A 15943-nucleotide genomic window follows, 5' to 3' on the forward strand; every position below is an offset into this window, starting at 1 on the left:
GGGAGCCGTGTTGTAAAATCACGGAATTCCGTTTCCCGCTGCCGACCATCTCCGCCGCCATGCCGCAGCAGCATCTCTACCGCGTCAGCTTCGTTCAGCAGGGCAAGCTCTACGAGATCTACGCGCGCGAGGTTTCGCACTCGGCGATGATGGGCTTCGTCGAGGTCGGCAAGCTGGTCTTCGGCGAGAAGACCCAGGTCGTGATCGATCCCAGCGAGGAGAAGCTCCAGGCCGAGTTCGAGGGCGTCGAGCGCTTCTTCGTCCCGGTTCACCAGGTGGTGCGCATCGATCAGGTGCAGCATCGCGGCAAGGCACGGATCTCGGACGCCCAGGGCGAGAGCGGCAAGGTCACGACCCTGCCCATGTTCGGCCCGCACGGCTCGGGCAACTGAGCCACCGGTGGCCGGTCTGCGCTTCGCGATCCTGGGTAGCGGCAGCCGTGGCAATGCCACGCTCATCGACGACGGCCGCACCCGCATCCTCATCGACTGCGGCTTCAATCTCGGCGAGACCGAGAGACGTCTCGAGCGTCTCGGCGTGGCGCCCGGGAGCCTCTCCGCCATCGTCGTGACCCACGAGCACGGTGATCACGTCCGCGGCGCCGGCATGCTCGCGCGCCGCCACGGCATCCCGGTATGGATGACGCCCGGCACGCGCGCTGCGCTTCCGGCGCGCATTGCCGCCACCATGCCCGAGCCGGAACGCTACGACCCGCACACTCCCTTCGCCATCGACGGGCTGTCGCTGCATCCGTTGCCGGTGCCGCACGACGCCCGCGAGCCCAGCCAGTTCGTGGTCACCGACGGCGCCCACCGGCTCGGCGTGCTGTCCGACGCCGGGCACATCACGCAGCACATGGTCGCCTGTCTGAGCGGGCTGGACGCGCTCCTGCTGGAGGCCAACCACGATCCCGACATGCTCGCGGAAGGGCCCTATCCGGCGGCGCTGAAGCTGCGCGTCGGCGGCAGCCTGGGGCACCTGTCGAACCATCAGTCGGCACAGCTGCTCGGCGCCGTCGACACCAGCCGGCTGCGGCACGTCGTGCTCACGCATCTCTCCGAGCAGAACAACACGCCCGAGCGCGCCCGCGGCGTCGCTGCCGAGGCGCTCGGCTGCACGCCCGACTGGCTGGGCGTCGCGTATCAGGACGACGGTCTCGCCTGGCGGGCCGTATAGAACCCCAGGGACCGCATCAGGACACCCCATGCCCCGCATCTATCTCGGCCCACCGGCGCTCTCCGACTTCCGGCGCGATGCGCTTGCGCGCACGCTCGCGGAGCACGGCGCCGCCTCCGAGGCGCTCGCCGTCCGCGAGCTCTTCCTGGTCGACGGTGCCGAGGGCGACGACGGCGCGCTGCGCGCGCTGCTCGGCGGACCGGAGCCGGTCGAGCCGTCGGCGCTGCCGCGTAGCGCCGGCACGCGCTACGCCACGCCGCGGGTCGGCACGCTGTCGCCGTGGAGCAGCAAGGCCACCGATATCGCCCGGGTATGCGGCGTCGCGGCCCGGCGCATCGAGCGCGGCCGCCTGATCACCGGACTGGGCGCGTCGCTGACCGACGCAGCGGCCGGCGCGCTCCATGATCCGATGACCGAGAGCCTGCTCGACGACCCCGCCGCGCTCGACGGCCTGTTCGTCGCACCGGCGGCGCGGCCGCTGGTGCGCGTGCCGCTGGCCGCCGAGGGGCGCGCGGCGCTGGCGCGCGCCAACGACGAGTGGGGTCTGGCGCTGTCCGACGAGGAGATCGACTACCTCGCCGCGCACTACGCCGGCGCCGGTCGCGACCCCAGCGATGCCGAGCTGATGATGTTCGCGCAGATCAACTCCGAGCACTGCCGGCACAAGATCTTCAACGCCCGCTTCACCGTGGATGGCGCGGAGCAGCCGCACAGCCTGTTCGAGATGATCCGCATGACGCACGCCGCCACGCCCGGCGGCGTGCTGTCGGCGTACAAGGACAACGCCGCGGTGGTGGCCGGCGCGCACGCCATGCGCTACCTGCGCGATGCCGACGGGCGCTGGCAGGGCGTGGACGAGCCGGTGCACCTGCTCATGAAGGTGGAGACGCACAACCACCCGACCGGCATCTCGCCCGACCCCGGCGCGGCCACCGGCGCCGGCGGCGAGATCCGCGACGAGGCCGCCACCGGGCGCGGCGCGCGGCCCAAGGCCGGCCTTTGCGGCTTCTCGGTCTCGAATCTCCGCATGCCCGATGCCGCCCGGCCGTGGGAACAGCCCGACAGCGCGCCGGCCAACATGGCGAGCCCGCTCCGGATCATGCTGGAAGCGCCCATCGGCGCTGCCCGCTACAACAACGAATTCGGCCGGCCGAATCTCGCGGGCTACTTCCGCAGCTTCGAGCAGGTCACCGCCGACGGGCGCCGGCGCGGCTATCACAAGCCGATCATGATCGCGGGGGGCTACGGCAACATCCGCGAGGCGCACGTGCAGAAGGACGCCGTGCCGGTGGACGCGGCGCTGGTCGTGCTGGGCGGCCCGGCCATGCTCATCGGCCTGGGCGGCGGTGCGGCGTCGAGCCGCGCCACCGGCGCCGGCGACATCGCGCTGGACTTCGCCTCGGTGCAGCGCGCCAACCCCGAGCTGCAGCGTCGCTGCCAGGAAGTCGTCGACGCCTGCTGGGCGGCCGGCGACGACAACCCCATCGTCTCCATCCACGATGTCGGCGCAGGCGGCCTGTCCAATGCGCTGCCCGAGCTCATCGACGCCGACGGGCGCGGCGGTGATTTCCGGCTGGCCGATGTCGACTGCGCCGATCCGTCGCTGTCGCCGATGGAGATCTGGTGCAACGAGTCGCAGGAGCGCTACGTGCTGGCCGTGGCGCAGGCCGATGTCGCGCGGCTTCGCGCCTTCTGCGAGCGCGAGCGCTGCCCGATGGCGGTGGTCGGCACGGCGACGGCCGAGCCGCAGCTGCGCGTGGTCGACGCCGGTGGCGAGGCCGCCATCGACATGCCCATGCCGGTGCTGCTGGGCAGGACGCCGCGCATGCACCGCGAGACGCGTCGGGCCGCACCGCCGGCGGACGGCTTCTCCACGGAAGCCATCGATTTCGCCGAGGCTGCCGCGCGCGTCCTGCGCCATCCCACGGTCGCGGCCAAGGATTTCCTCATCACCATCGGCGATCGCACGGTCGGCGGCCTGACCGTGCGCGACCAGATGGTGGGCCCCTGGCAGGTGCCGGTGGCGGACAACGCCATCACCGCCACCGGCTTCACCGCCGCCACCGGCGAGGCCATGGCGATGGGCGAGCGCGCGCCGCTGGCCATCCTCGATGCGGCGGCCTCCGCGCGCATGGCGGTGGGCGAGGCACTCACCAATCTGGTGTCGGCGGCGCCCGCGCGCATCACCGACGTGCGCCTGTCCGCCAACTGGATGGCGGCCTGCGGCAACGATGACGAGGATGCGCGCCTGTTCGATGCCGTGCGCGCCGTGGGCGCCGAGCTGTGCCCGCAGCTCGGCCTCGCCATCCCGGTGGGCAAGGATTCGCTTTCCATGAAGAGCCAGTGGCGCGACGGCGACGGCGACTACCGCCAGACCGCGCCGATGTCGCTCATCGTCAGCGCCTTCGCGCCGGTTCCGGATGTGCGCGTCCACGTCACGCCGCAGATGCAGCGGGTGGCCGATACCCGGCTGGTGCTGATCGAGCCCGGTGCGGCCGGCCCGCGGCTGGGGGGCTCCATCCTCGCGCAGGTCCACGGCGCCATCGGCGGGGCGGTGCCGGATGTCGATGCGCCGGACGCGCTGCGCGCCGCCTTCGAGGGCCTCTCGGCGCTGATCCGCGAAGGACGCGTGCTGGCCTGTCACGACCGTTCGGATGGCGGTCTCTTCGCCACCCTGGCCGAGATGGCCTTCGCGAGCCGCCTCGGCATCGATGTGACGCTCGACGGCCTGGGGCGCGACCCGATCGCCGCGGCCTTCCACGAAGGGCTCGGATGGGTGGTCCAGGTCGCCGCCGGCGATGTCGCGATGCTGCGCGAGCGGCTGGCCGGTTGCCGCGTTACCGAGCTGGGCGCGCCCGATGCCGGCGAGCGTCTGACGCTCCGGCACGACGGCGCTGCGGTCTTCGACGACAGCATCGCCGCGCTCGAAGCGCTGTGGGCCGAGACCAGCCATCACATGACGCGGCTGCGCGACAACCCGGCATGCGTCGACGAGGCCGACGCCGACCGGTCGACGCGCGAGTCGCTGCGCGTCATCGTCGACGAGCACGATGCACCGCCGGCGGTGACCGGCATCGCCCGGCCGCGCGTCGCGATCCTGCGCGAGCAGGGCGTCAACGGTCACGTCGAGATGGCGTGGGCCTTCGATGCGGCCGGCTTCGAGGCCGTCGACGTGCACATGAGCGACATCCTCGACGGCGGCCGCACGCTGGATGACGTCCGCGGCATCGTGGCCTGCGGCGGCTTCTCCTATGGCGACGTGCTCGGTGCCGGGCTGGGCTGGGCGCGCTCGATCCTGTTCCACGCCGAGGCGCGCGAGCGCTTCGCGGCCTTCTTCGCGGACGAGACGCGCTTCGCGCTCGGGGTTTGCAACGGCTGCCAGATGCTGGCCGCGCTGGCCGGGATCATCCCCGGCGCCGAAGACTGGCCGCCGCTGCTGCGCAATCGCTCGGAGCAGTTCGAGGCGCGCTGGAGCCAGGTGGTCATTCCCGAGTCGCGCTCGCTGTTCTTCCGCGACATGGGGGGCGCCATGCTGCCGGTGGCGGTGGCGCACGGCGAGGGGCGCATGGCGCTCGACGCCGACGCGATACAGCGGCTGGAGCGCAACCAGCAGATCGCGATGCGCTACGCCCACGCCGACGGCACGCCGGCCGAACGCTATCCGAGCAATCCCAACGGCTCGCCGCAGGGATTGACGGGGCTGTGCAACGCGGACGGCCGCATCACCATCCTCATGCCGCATCCCGAGCGCACGGTGGCGGGCACGGTGGGTTCCTGGTGGCCCGACCGCCAGCGGGCGTTCACGCCCTGGATGCAGATGTTCCGCAATGCGCGGCGCTGGGTCGGCTAGGCGCCCACGGCAACGGGGCGGGCGATGACCCTGGTGGCCTTCTTCGCGGTGGGCATGGTGCTCGGCGGTCTGGTCGCCGGGCGCGTCAACCGTGCGCTGGATCGGCGCGACATGGCACGGCGCGTGGGGTGGCTCCGCGCCATGCGCGTGCCGGCCTTCTGCAATGCCTGCAGGCGGCCGCTACCGCTGCGCGACCGGGTGCCGGTGGTGTCGTGGCTGCTGCTGGATGGCCGCGCGCGCTGCTGCGGGGCGGCAATGCCGCTGCGCAGCCTGGTCGTCGAGGTGATCGGCGTGTTCGGCGGCGGGACGCTGCTGCTGGCGTTGCTGTCGCTGCTGTAACGCCGGAAGCGGTCGATGCAGGGAGAGGGTTGGCGCGCCCGCTGCACGCGGGCGCGCCATGACGGCGATCAGCTTGCCTCGTCGCCGGAGCCCACCTGATCCAGTGCGGCCTTGCAGTTGTCATTCAGCGCCGCGAGTTCCTCGGCAGTGTAGGTCTCGCCGTTCACGCTGACGCTGCCGCCGCCGAGGAATCGGACGTCGAGCGTGGCGCCACCGGTGGTCACGTTGAGGCGCCCGCTTTCCGTCACGCCGGTCTCGTTGTCGGTGATGAGCGGATCGACCGTCTCATAGGTGCTCATGAAGTCGCAGGCGCCACCGTCGTCGAAGCCGAAGCGCCCGTCGATGGTGGTTTCCGTGGTCGCGCCCATGTCCTTGGCGATCAGGGTGACCGGGCTGTCGGGGCCGTCGCCGAAGGTGGACGTGAAGTCCGGGATATCGCCAGCGCCGGGCAGGCTGCCTCCCGAGAAGGATGCCTCCAGATAGCCGATGATCTCCTGCGTGCCACCCTGGGTGGGGCTTGCGCAGTTGTCGCAGACGTTGAGCTCGCCCTGGAAGGCGCCATCGGTCTCGAAGTTGCCCTGCGGTGTGTTGCCGCTGGCCTGGATGATGAAGGGCTCGCCGCTTGCCGGGTCGCCGTTGATGTCGCTGGCGCGCAGGTAGGTCACGGCGCCACCCTCTGCCTCGCCGACGGCGAGGATGCCGTCCTGGCGCGAACTGAAGGTGAAGCCGTCACCGCTACCCGATTCCCGGCAGTTGTCGGCAATGGTGGTCATGACCGAAAGGCTGGCCGCGAAGGGCGACCCGACGTTCTCGGTGCTCGTGGTTTCATCGATGGTGCCGCCCGCGCCACAGGAGACGGCTTCCTTCACGGTCAACGACTGTGTGGTGGCCTCGTCGTCCATCTCATCGACCTGGTTGGCGGCCGCAACACCGGCCTTCGCGAAGAGGTTGGCAATGGAGGCGGTTGCGGCAGCCTGGTCACGGGTCTCGGCGCTCGGCTCACCACCGCCGCCGCCACCGCCATCACCGCCGCCGTCGTCACCACCACCACCACCACCGCCGCCGCCGCCGCCGCCACAGGCGGCGATCGCGAAAGCGCTCAGTGCCAGGGCGCCGGTCTTGATCCAAGGGTTCTGCATGATGTGCTCTCCGGGGATTCGAATGGGGTCGCTCGCCCGGAACCGCCCCTGTCTGGGGGGTATGCCGGCCGACGCGTTCGAGTCTAGGACGCACGATTTCGAGCCGCGTACCGAAATCTGGGGACGCCTGTGACGGCGTTCACAGCTTTCAGAAAGCGGCACTTCGCAGCACAATCGACGCATGGACGAGATCGTCGACGTGATCGTGGTGGAGGACGACCCGCGCATGCGCGAGCGGCTCGAGGTGGCGCTCGCCGCGAGCGAGCGTATCCGGGTGCGCGACTGGGCGATGACCGCCGCCGCCGGCATTGCAGCGCTGGAGGCGCGGGAGCCCGACGTGCTGCTGGTGGATCTCGGACTGCCGGACGCCAGCGGCATTACCGTCATCGCCAAGGCGCACACGCTGTACCCGAAGTGCGACATCATGGTGGTGACGGTGTTCGGCGACCAGCGCAACGTGCTGGCGAGCATCGAGGCCGGTGCCACCGGCTACCTGCTCAAGGACGATACCGACACCGATTTCGCGGCCCGCATCATGGAGCTGCGCGCCGGCGGCTCGCCCATCACGCCGATCATCGCGCGCCAGCTCCTGCAGCGCCTGCAGCCGGCCGGTGCCGGCGCATCGTTCGGCGATCAGGAACAATCGGTCCTGTCGCCGCGCGAGGCAGAGGTCCTGAACCTGCTGTCGCGCGGCTTTGCCTATCAGGAGATCGCGCGGCTGCTCGATGTCTCGCCGCATACCGTCGGAACCTATGTCAAGCGCCTCTACGAAAAGCTCCAGGTGCGCTCGCGCGGCGAGGCGGTGTTCGAGGCCCAGCGCATGGGGCTGCTTTCGTAGCGCGTTCTGCGGGATCGCGGCGCTGGTGGCGGCGGCGCTGCTGCCGGCATTCGCCGAATCGGGGTCGCCGCTGTCGGAGACATTGACCTTCGCCGAAGCGGACTGGGTGGTCACGCCGCACGACGAGACGCCCTTGCTTACCTCGGGGTGGACCCGCGTGCCGTTGCCCGATCCGGATGCAACCGAGCGCTACACCGGCACACGGCTGGGTCGTCGCCCGCGGGGTACCGACGACGCGCCGGTGCACTGGTATCGCTTCCACGTGAACCTCACGGCGCCCATCGATGGGCAGCTCGCCCTGTTCACGCCGCGCTTCTCCGACCGTGCCCGCGTATACGTGAACGGTTCGATGATCGATCGCACCTTCCTGCAGCCGGAGCGGGTGGAGCACGGCTGGAATCACCCTGTCTGGAGCGTGATCCCGGCCATCGCGCTGGAGCCGGGGCGCAACGAGCTCCTCATCGGCCTGGATTCGCCGTATACCGGATCGGTCGGGCTCTCGCGGGTCTGGCTGGGACCGCCCGAGGCGCTGCGCACGCGCTACGAGATCAGCTACATGCTCCGGGTGGGCGCCGCGCAGGCCGGCACCTGGATGCTGGGCGGCCTCGCCATCTTCTCGCTGGGCGTCTGGGCGGTACGGCGCTCGGAGACGCTGCATCTGCTGCTGGGGCTGGGTGCGGCGATGTTCTCGGTGCGGCTGCTGCACTACTTCCTGATCGTGCCGCCCGTTTCGCCGGCCTTCTTCTGGTGGCTGACGGTGGTGTCGCTGCCCTGGGCGATGCTGTTCCTGTTCCTGTTCGCGTTCCACTACTACGGGATCCAGCGCCGCTGGCTGACCGCGGTGCTGCTGGCCATCGCCATGGCGATGACCCTGCTGCTGGCGCCGGGTATCGGATTCGATGCCTACGAGTCGGCCCCCTGGGTCTATCTCGGCCTCATCCCGATCGCTCTCTTCACGGCGGGACTCCTGCTGCAGCGGGCGTGGCTTCACCGCGGTGCACCCCAGATCCTGCTGGCGGTGGGCTACGGGATCACCATCGTCGCGAGCAGTCACGACCTCCTGGTGATGACTCACATCAGCTCGATCGAGCTGCCTTATGTCATGCCCATCGGCGCGGTCGTGCTGTTCCTGAGCTTCTCGCTGGCCCTGGGCGCGCGCTACGTGGAGTGGCTCGGCGAGTTTGAGGCCATGAATCGGACCCTGGAGGCGCGCGTGCACGAGCGTCAGGTCGCCCTCGAGGAGAGCTTCGAGCGTCTCGAGGCCATGGGTCGCGAGCAGGTGCTCGCCGATGAGCGCCAGCGCCTGATGCGCGAGATCCACGACGGCATCGGCTCGAATCTGGTTGCCACGCTGGCGGCGCTGCAGTCGCGCGGCGCCGGCGATGACGCGGCCGTCCGCGCGCTGCGCGGAGCCATATCCGATCTGAAGCTCACGGTCGACTCGCTGGAGCCGGTGGAGGGCGACCTGCTCAGCCTGCTCGGCAACCTCCGCTACCGGCTCGCGCCCCAGCTGGAGTACGCCGGCATCGAGATGGAATGGCAGGCGGCACCGCTGCCGCAGCTCGAATGGCTGCGCGCGCCGCAGGCGCTGCACGTGCTGCGCATCGCGCAGGAGGCACTGGGGAACGTCATCCAGCACGCCGGCGCCGACCGGGTGACCGTCGCCACCATGCATCACCCCGGGTCCGGCGCCGACCCGGGAACGGTCGAAGTCCGCATCAGCGACAACGGGCGCGGCTTCGCGGCCGGCGAGGACGGTTCCGCCGACGGTCACGGACCGTGCGGCAAGGGGCTGGCCAACATGCGGCACCGCGCCGAAGCGCTGGGCGGCAAGCTGCGGGTCTACAGCAGGCCCGGCGCCGGCACCAGCATCGCGCTGGAGCTGCCGGTGGTCCTGTCCGTCGTTCAGTCCGCCGGTTGATCGGCGGGGAGGACCTTCTCCCGGTACTCGCAGAGATCGACGATGCCGCAGTTGCCGCACTCCGGGCGGCGTGCCTTGCAGACGTAGCGTCCGTGCAGGATCAGCCAGTGGTGCGCGTCCTTGCGGAACTCGGGCGGTGTCAGCCGCACCAGCCGGTCCTCGACCTCGCGGACGTTGCGCCCCGGCGCCAGTCCTGTGCGATTGGCCACCCGGAAGATGTGCGTGTCGACCGCGATGGTGGGCTCGCCGAAGGCCGTGTTGAGGATGACGTTCGCGGTCTTGCGGCCGACCCCGGGAAGCGCCTCCAGCGCCTCGCGCGACCGCGGCACCTCACCGCCGTGCTGCTCCACGAGCATGCGGCACAGCTTGATGACGTTGGCCGCCTTGGCGCGGTACAGGCCGATGGTCTTGATGTGCTCGCGCAGCTGCTCCTCGCCCAGCGCCAGGATCGCTTCCGGCGTGTTCGCCACCGGAAACAACCGAGCCGTGGCCTTGTTGACGCCGACGTCGGTGGCCTGTGCCGACAGCACCACCGCCACCAGCAGCTCGAAGGGCGAGTCGTAGCGGAGCTCCGTCGTCGGTGCCGGCTTGTCGGCGCGCAGGCGCTCGAAGATGGCCGTGCGCTTGGCCTTGTTCATTGGGTGAGGTGTGGGGTGTGAGCAGGAGACAAACGCAACATGCAAAGAACCACAGATTTCACAGATTAAAAGGATTTTCTACTGGTGGCGCCGGCTTCGCCGGCGCACACCGGAACCGAAAGTAATCTGTGTAAATCTGTGCAATCTGTGGTTCTATTCTTGGGCGGGTGAGGGACAGTATACTGATTTCAGGCAGGGCAGTTGATCCTCCCAGGCGGAAGAAGAAATCAATATACTGTCCCCGGTTGTGTGCGCCCCTGATTGCGTGCACAAAGCGTCATGCCTGGCTCGGCATGGCCTCGGCCGCCGTCGCGCGCCGGCTGGCGCGCTGGTCCAGCCACTGCTTGCCGGCGACCAGGAAGCCCAGGCCGATGAAGGCGCCCGGGGGCAGGGCGGCGAGCAGCCAGCCCTCGAAGCCCGGGACCAGGCGGACCTCCCAGGCGGCAGCGGCCGGCCCGAACAGCAGCTCGGCGCCGGCCAGCAGCGTGCCCTGACCGAGCGCCTCGCGTACCGCGCCCAGCGCGATCAGCACCAGGCCGAATCCCGCGCCCATCATCAGTCCGTCGAAGGCCGCGCGCGGTATGGCGTTCTTCGACGCGAAGGCTTCGGCCCGGCCCAGGATCATGCAGTTGGTCGTGATCAGCGGGATGAAGATGCCCAGTCGCAGGAAGAGCTCGTGGAGATAGGCATTCATGAACAGCTCGACCGCGGTAACCGCAGCCGCGATGATCATGACGAACACCGGGATGCGGATCTCCTTGCGCGTCTGCGAGCGGATGCCCGAGATCAGGACGTTGGTCAGCAGCACCACGAAGAGCGTCGCCAGTGCCATGCCGGTGGCGTTGACGACCGTCGACGAGGTCGCCAGCAGCGGACACAGGCCGAGCAGCTGCACCATCGCCGGGTTGTTGTTCCACAGGCCCTCGCGGGCGATCTTGGCGTAGCTCATGACGAATCCAGTCTATCGAACAGAACGGGCCACAAAGCGGGGACAGTATATGAATTCCCTGAAGGCGCCGTACGGATCAACCTCATTGCCCGGGAATTCATATACTGTCCCCGATCTTGTATCTGATCTCATGCGTCCGATCTCACGGTGCGTGCCGCTTTGGATACAGCCGCTCGTGATGCCCGCGGACATAGGTCAGCACGCGCGCGACCTGGCGCACCACGGCGCGCGGCGTGATGGTGGCGCCGGAGAACTGATCGAAGACCCCGCCGTCGCGCTCGACCTGCCACTTTCCGGCGGGCGGGTCGCCCAGCGAGCGGCCGGTGAAGCCCAGGATCCAGTCGGTCTTGCCGGTCTCGATCTTGTCGCCCAGCCCGGGGGTTTCGCGGTGCGAGACCGCGCGGACGCCGGTGATGACGCCGTCGCGGTCGACGCCCACCAGCAGCCGGATGTCGCCGCCGTAGCCTTCGGGCGTGGTGACATCGAAGACCGCCGCCACCACGTCGCCGTCGCGGCGGGCGCGATAGAGCGTGACCGGCTCGCGCGTGCCCAGTGCGGCCATTGCGTCCGGGTCGTCGATGACACTGGTGTCGTCGGTGATCGGGCCGTCATAGGCGCCGTCCGGCACCACCTCGCCCAGCCGGCGCTCCAGCGTCGCCTGTACGTTGGCCGCGATGCGCGGCGCCGTCACCGCATGCGACACGGCCAGCAGCAGAGCCCCCACCACCGCGAAGGCGGCGAGGAGGCCGCCCGAGATCGCCATCTGCCGCAGCAGAGGGCTCACGGTGCGTCCTCGGGTCGCTTGTGCTGTCCGTAGACCCGTGGCTGCGTGTACTGGTCGATGAGCGGCACGCACAGGTTGAGCAGCAGCACCGCGAACGCGATGGCATCCGGGTAGTTGCCCCAGGTCCGGATGATGACGGTCAGCGCGCCGATGGCGAGCCCGTAGTACACGCGCCCGGCCGGCGTGGTGGCGGCCGACACCGGGTCGGTGGCGATAAAGCAGGCACCCAGCAGCGTGGCGCCGGCCAGAACGTGGAACAGCGGGGAGCCGAAGCGGCTCGGGTCGAAGGCCCAGAACGGCAGCGCGAACAGCGCGGTGCCGGCGATCACGCCGACCACGATCTGCCATGCGATGAGCCGGCGCGCCAGCAGCCATGCGCCGCCCGCGGCCCAGGCCAGCGCCACCCAGGCGTGACCCTGCGCGAAGGCGCCGGAGACGCCGCCCGCGGCGATCTCGCCGATGGCGCGGCCGTCGGCCAGGCCGGTGCGCACCGCGTCGAGCGCGGTCGCGCCGCTGACCGCATCCATGTGCGCGACCCAGTCGCCCGAGAACGCGATCGCGAGCTGCGACAGTGCCGCCTGGGGATCCGACCACAGCGGTGTCATCGCCGGCCACAGCGACAACTGCAGCGGGCACGACACCAGCAGCACGACGTAGCCGAGCATGGCCGGATTGAACGGGTTCGATCCCAGTCCGCCGTAGATCTGCTTGCCCAGCACAATGGCACAGACGCCGCCCAGCACCGGGATCCACCAGGGCGTCAGCGGCGGCAGTGCCAGTGCCAGCAGCACGCCGGTGACCAGCGCCGTGTTGTCGCGCAGCTGCGCGGCGGGACGCCGTCCGCGCGCCCTAAGCCAGAGCGCCTCGGTGGCGACGCAGGCGCCCGCGCACAGTGCGATGTTGAGCAGCACGCCCGGCCCGAACAGCAGCACGTAGACCACCAGGCCCGGAATCAGCGCCGCCAGCACGCGCGCCATGATGCCGCCCACGCTGGTGCGCACCGGCAGGTGCGGCGAAGAGACGACGTTCATGCGTCCTGGCTGCCGGAATCGCCGCGCTGCGCGGCCTTGCGTGCCCTGGCGCGGGCGATGGCCTGCGCGACCGGGTCGCTGTCGTCGCCGCCATCATCGGCTGCTGGCGCGGATTCCGCTGCGTTGCCGTCTGCGTTCTCCTGCTGCGCGCGCTGCGCCTTGCGTGCCCGCGCCGCCGCCTTGGCACGCTCGATGGGATCGTCCGAGTCGGCGGCGGTATCGGCCTGCTCCGGTGGCGCGTTCTTTGCAGCCGCCTTCTTCGCCTTGGCTGCGGCGATGGCGCGGGCTACGGGGTCGTCGTCGTCTCCACCGGCCTCGCGCGTGGCGGGCGCGGCGTCGGCATCTGCGGCCTGGCGCTGCGCCTTGCGCGCGCGGGCAGCGGCCCTGGCGCGTTCGACGGGATCGTCCGCCTCGGCGCCGGTTGCTTCGGCGCCGGTGTTTGCCGTGTCTCCGGGCGCGTTCTGCGCCGCGGCTTTCCTGGCCTTGGCCGCAGCGATGGCGCTGGCGACCGGGTCATCGTCCGCGGCAGGCGCCGGCGCGGCCGCTTCCGCGTCCGCCTCCGCGCCATCGCGCGCCGCCTTGCGCGCACGGGCGGCGGCCTTGGCGCGCTCGATGGGGTCGTCGGACTCCGCGGCGGAATCCGTCGGCTGCGCCGATGCATCCTTCGCCGCCGCCGCCTTCTTCGCCTTGGCTGCGGCGAGGGCGCGGGCGACCGGATCGTCGTCGCTTCGCTCCGATGCCTCTGCCTCCCCGGCCTTGCGGGCCTGGGCGGCGGCCTTGGCACGCGCGATCGGGTCGTCGCCGCCATCGGCGTCGGTGGCCGCAGTGTCGGTGTCACCGGCCGCTGCCGCTTTCTTCGCCCTGGCGGCGGCCATCGCGCGGGCCACCGGATCATCGGCAGGCTCGGGAGCGGGGGCGGGCGATGCCGTGGCGGCGGTGTCGGTGCCGCGCGCCTTCTGCTTGCGGGCGGCGCGCGCGGCCTCCTTCTTGGCAGCCTCGCGCTCCAGGCGGCGCTGGCGTTCCTCGTGGCGCACGCGGGCGGCGTCGGCGGCGATGCGCTCGCGCTCCTCGGCCCAGATCTCGGTCTTGGCGAAGCGGTAGTACTGCACCAGCGGAATGTGGCTGGGGCAGACGGCGGCGCAGCAGCCGCATTCGATGCAGTCGAAGAGGTTGTAGGCCTGCGTCTTGTCGAGCTCGCGGGCGCGTGCATGCCAGTAGAGCTGTTGCGGCAGCAGTCCGGCCGGGCAGGCGTCGGTGCAGGCGCCGCAGCGAATGCAGGGCATGGCCTGCTCGTCCGGACGCACTTCCTCCGGTCGCATGGCCAGCAGGCAGTTGCTGGACTTGACCACCGGTACTTCGGCGTCGTCCGGAATGCCGATGCCCATCATCGGGCCCCCCATCACCAGTCGGCCGGGCGGCACGGCATAGCCGCCGAAGTGCGCCACCAGGAAGGACAGCGGCGTGCCGATGCGCGCGCGCACGTTGCGCGGATGCGCCATGGCGTTGCCGGTCAGGCTGATGACGCGGTCGATCATGGGCTCGCCGTGCACGACCGCGCGATGGAAGGCGCGCACCGTGCCCGGGTTCTGGCAGACGATGCCGATATCCAGCGGCAGCCCCTGGCTGGGGACCTCGCGCCCGGTGAGGGTCTGGATGAGCTGCTTCTCGCCGCCCTGCGGGTAGCGCGTGGGCACCGTCACCACGGTGATGCGCTCGTCGCCGGCGGCGGCCGCGGTCATGGCGGCGATCGCGCCGGGCTTGTTGTCCTCTATGCCGACCAGGCACTGGCGCGTGTCCAGCGCCCGCATCATGGCGCGGGCGCCGGCGATGATCTGCTCGGCGTCCTCGGCCATCAGCGCCTGGTCGCAGGCGATGTAGGGCTCGCACTCGGCGCCGTTGATGATCAGCGCGTCGACCGGGCGGCTGGGGTTGAGCTTGACGAAGGTCGGAAACGACGCTCCACCCAGGCCGGCGATGCCGGCGGCGCGCGCGATGTCGCGCAGCGCGTGCGGCTCGGCGGTCTCGGGCTCGGCGATGGTCTCCCAGTCCGGTTCGGCCGGGGTGTCGGCGCCGTCGGTGTCGATGACCACGCAGCGCGCCGGGATGCCGGAAGGGTGCGCCACCGGCCGGTCCTCGATGGCGACCACCGTGCCCGAGCTGGGCGCGTGGATGGGCAGGGAGATGTAGCCGTGCGCGCGCCCGATGGGCTCGCCGCGACGGACCTGCTGGCCGACCTGGACGATGGCATCGGCCGCGGCCCCCACGTGCTGCGCCAGCGGCACCACCAGCTGCGGCGGCACCGGGGCCGGCGCGATCGGTTCGCCGGCGACGAGATCCTTGTGATCGTCGAGATGCAGGCCGCCCGGGAAGGACGACAGGTTCAGCACCGTCGCGCTCATGCCGCCTCGCGCCGCTTCTGCTCGTCCGGCGCCGGCCAGGTCCAGGTCTTCTGGGTGGGCTGCACCGGCTCCATGGTGATGCAGTCCACCGGGCAGGGCGGGATGCACAGCTCGCAGCCGGTGCAGTGATCCTCGATCACGGTGTGCATCTGCTGGGCGGCACCGACGATGGCATCCACCGGGCAGGCCTGGATGCACTTGGTGCAGCCGATGCAGGTCTCCTCGTCGATGAGCGCCACCGTGGGCGTCTCCTTGACGGTGCCGTTCTCGGGATTGAGCGGCTTGGGTTCCTTGCCCAGCAGCTCGGCGAGCTTGACGATGCCTTCCTCGCCGCCCGGCGGGCACTGGTTGATGTCCGCCTCGTCCGCGGCGATGGCCTTGGCGTAGGGCTTGCAGCCCGGATATCCGCACTGGCCGCACTGTGTCTGCGGCAGCACGGCGTCGATCTGCTCGACCAGCGGGTCGCCCTCGACCTTGAAGCGCAGGCTTGCGAAGCCGAGCCCGACGCCGAACGCCGCGGCCAGGCCGCCCATGGCGAGGATGGCTTCAAGCATGGGGTACCTCGGTGGTCCCTGTCCTGGCGTTCACAGCTTCTTCGTTGGCCCCGTTTTGCTCTCGGGTTCCGCGCTTTGGAACCTCGGCGCTATCGAGTGATGCCGCTCGACCGGCGCGGGTTCCTTTGGTTACGGCCAAAGGAACCAAAGCCATGGTGCCGCACGGGTGGCCTGCCGCGCCGGAGGCGCGGCAGGTGCCCAGCCCGGGAGCCGTGCTCGGGGGCACGGGTGAACAGGACATCCCTGTCCTGGTCACCCTTGCTCGACGTCCTGTCTCGCAGCCCCACTGCGCGCGCCTCCCGGTCCGGCCACCCGTGAAGGCACC

Annotated in this window: 13 protein-coding genes; 6 read left to right on the forward strand and 7 right to left on the reverse strand. The window is 70.6% G+C overall.

Annotated features, from left to right (window positions below):
* Nucleotides 1-59: 59 nt before the first annotated feature.
* Genes KAH28_RS01020 through KAH28_RS01035 form a run of 4 tightly spaced genes read left to right on the forward strand, consistent with a single transcriptional unit; the run spans nt 60 to nt 5365 of the window.
* Entirely contained in the window at nt 60-392 is a 333-nt protein-coding gene (locus KAH28_RS01020; protein ID WP_290573941.1) for a DUF1820 family protein, read from the forward strand.
* A gap of 7 nt (nt 393-399) precedes the next feature.
* Nucleotides 400-1176, forward strand: coding sequence for an MBL fold metallo-hydrolase (locus KAH28_RS01025; protein WP_290573942.1), 777 nt, complete (start codon nt 400-402; stop codon nt 1174-1176).
* Between the two features lie 28 nt (nt 1177-1204).
* Entirely contained in the window at nt 1205-5026 is a 3822-nt protein-coding gene (gene purL, locus KAH28_RS01030) for a phosphoribosylformylglycinamidine synthase (protein ID WP_290573943.1), read from the forward strand.
* A gap of 24 nt (nt 5027-5050) precedes the next feature.
* A complete protein-coding gene (locus tag KAH28_RS01035) occupies nt 5051-5365 on the forward strand; it encodes a prepilin peptidase (protein ID WP_290573944.1) in 315 nt (104 codons plus the stop codon).
* A gap of 68 nt (nt 5366-5433) precedes the next feature.
* Here the strand turns inward: KAH28_RS01035 and KAH28_RS01040 are convergent, their stop codons facing one another.
* Entirely contained in the window at nt 5434-6504 is a 1071-nt protein-coding gene (locus KAH28_RS01040) for a hypothetical protein (RefSeq protein ID WP_290573945.1), read from the reverse strand.
* A gap of 181 nt (nt 6505-6685) precedes the next feature.
* Between KAH28_RS01040 and KAH28_RS01045 the strand changes: the two genes are divergently transcribed.
* Both KAH28_RS01045 and KAH28_RS01050 read left to right on the forward strand, forming a co-directional pair.
* Nucleotides 6686-7342: a response regulator transcription factor gene (locus KAH28_RS01045; protein WP_290573946.1), complete on the forward strand. Its 657-nt coding sequence runs from the start codon at nt 6686-6688 to the stop codon at nt 7340-7342.
* Nucleotides 7343-7367: 25 nt separating this feature from the next.
* Nucleotides 7368-9263 (forward strand): sensor histidine kinase, encoded by a 1896-nt coding sequence (locus KAH28_RS01050; protein ID WP_290573947.1) that lies wholly within the window; start codon nt 7368-7370, stop codon nt 9261-9263.
* Here KAH28_RS01050 and nth read toward each other — a convergent pair.
* From nth to rsxB, 6 genes are all read right to left on the reverse strand, one after another.
* The gene (gene nth / locus KAH28_RS01055) at nt 9248-9901 is read right to left on the reverse strand and encodes an endonuclease III (RefSeq protein ID WP_290573948.1); all 654 of its coding nucleotides are present in this window, start codon (nt 9899-9901) and stop codon (nt 9248-9250) included. The two genes, KAH28_RS01050 and nth, sit on opposite strands and share 16 nt — an antisense overlap.
* Before the next feature lie 277 nt (nt 9902-10178).
* Nucleotides 10179-10850 carry an electron transport complex subunit E gene (locus KAH28_RS01060; protein ID WP_290573949.1) on the reverse strand — a complete coding sequence of 224 codons (672 nt, stop codon included), beginning with the start codon at nt 10848-10850 and terminating at the stop codon, nt 10179-10181.
* Nucleotides 10851-10992: 142 nt separating this feature from the next.
* Nucleotides 10993-11634: an electron transport complex subunit RsxG gene (gene rsxG, locus KAH28_RS01065; RefSeq protein ID WP_290573950.1), complete on the reverse strand. Its 642-nt coding sequence runs from the start codon at nt 11632-11634 to the stop codon at nt 10993-10995.
* Complete coding sequence (locus tag KAH28_RS01070) at nt 11631-12665, reverse strand: RnfABCDGE type electron transport complex subunit D (protein WP_290573951.1); 1035 nt, start codon at nt 12663-12665, stop codon at nt 11631-11633. Before KAH28_RS01070 ends, rsxG begins: the two co-directional genes overlap by 4 nt.
* Complete coding sequence (gene rsxC / locus KAH28_RS01075; RefSeq protein WP_290573952.1) at nt 12662-15064, reverse strand: electron transport complex subunit RsxC; 2403 nt, start codon at nt 15062-15064, stop codon at nt 12662-12664. The genes KAH28_RS01070 and rsxC overlap by 4 nt, the downstream gene beginning before the upstream one ends.
* Nucleotides 15061-15618 (reverse strand): electron transport complex subunit RsxB, encoded by a 558-nt coding sequence (rsxB, locus tag KAH28_RS01080; RefSeq protein WP_290573953.1) that lies wholly within the window; start codon nt 15616-15618, stop codon nt 15061-15063. Before rsxB ends, rsxC begins: the two co-directional genes overlap by 4 nt.
* Nucleotides 15619-15943: the final 325 nt, after the last annotated feature.

This window comes from Algiphilus sp., assembly GCF_023145115.1.
Lineage (GTDB): Bacteria > Pseudomonadota > Gammaproteobacteria > Nevskiales > Nevskiaceae > Algiphilus.

Excerpts from the sequence above, each read along its gene's own strand:
- KAH28_RS01020 (WP_290573941.1), top strand. The coding sequence starts at position 60 with ATGCCGCAGCAGCATCTCTACCGCGTCAGCTTCGTTCAGCAGGGCAAG.
- purL (WP_290573943.1), top strand. The coding sequence starts at position 1,205 with ATGCCCCGCATCTATCTCGGCCCACCGGCGCTCTCCGACTTCCGGCGC.
- KAH28_RS01035 (WP_290573944.1), top strand. The coding sequence starts at position 5,051 with ATGACCCTGGTGGCCTTCTTCGCGGTGGGCATGGTGCTCGGCGGTCTG.
- KAH28_RS01040 (WP_290573945.1), bottom strand. The coding sequence starts at position 6,504 with ATGCAGAACCCTTGGATCAAGACCGGCGCCCTGGCACTGAGCGCTTTC.
- KAH28_RS01045 (WP_290573946.1), top strand. The coding sequence starts at position 6,686 with ATGGACGAGATCGTCGACGTGATCGTGGTGGAGGACGACCCGCGCATG.
- nth (WP_290573948.1), bottom strand. The coding sequence starts at position 9,901 with ATGAACAAGGCCAAGCGCACGGCCATCTTCGAGCGCCTGCGCGCCGAC.
- KAH28_RS01060 (WP_290573949.1), bottom strand. The coding sequence starts at position 10,850 with ATGAGCTACGCCAAGATCGCCCGCGAGGGCCTGTGGAACAACAACCCG.
- KAH28_RS01070 (WP_290573951.1), bottom strand. The coding sequence starts at position 12,665 with ATGAACGTCGTCTCTTCGCCGCACCTGCCGGTGCGCACCAGCGTGGGC.
- rsxC (WP_290573952.1), bottom strand. The coding sequence starts at position 15,064 with ATGAGCGCGACGGTGCTGAACCTGTCGTCCTTCCCGGGCGGCCTGCAT.
- rsxB (WP_290573953.1), bottom strand. The coding sequence starts at position 15,618 with ATGCTTGAAGCCATCCTCGCCATGGGCGGCCTGGCCGCGGCGTTCGGC.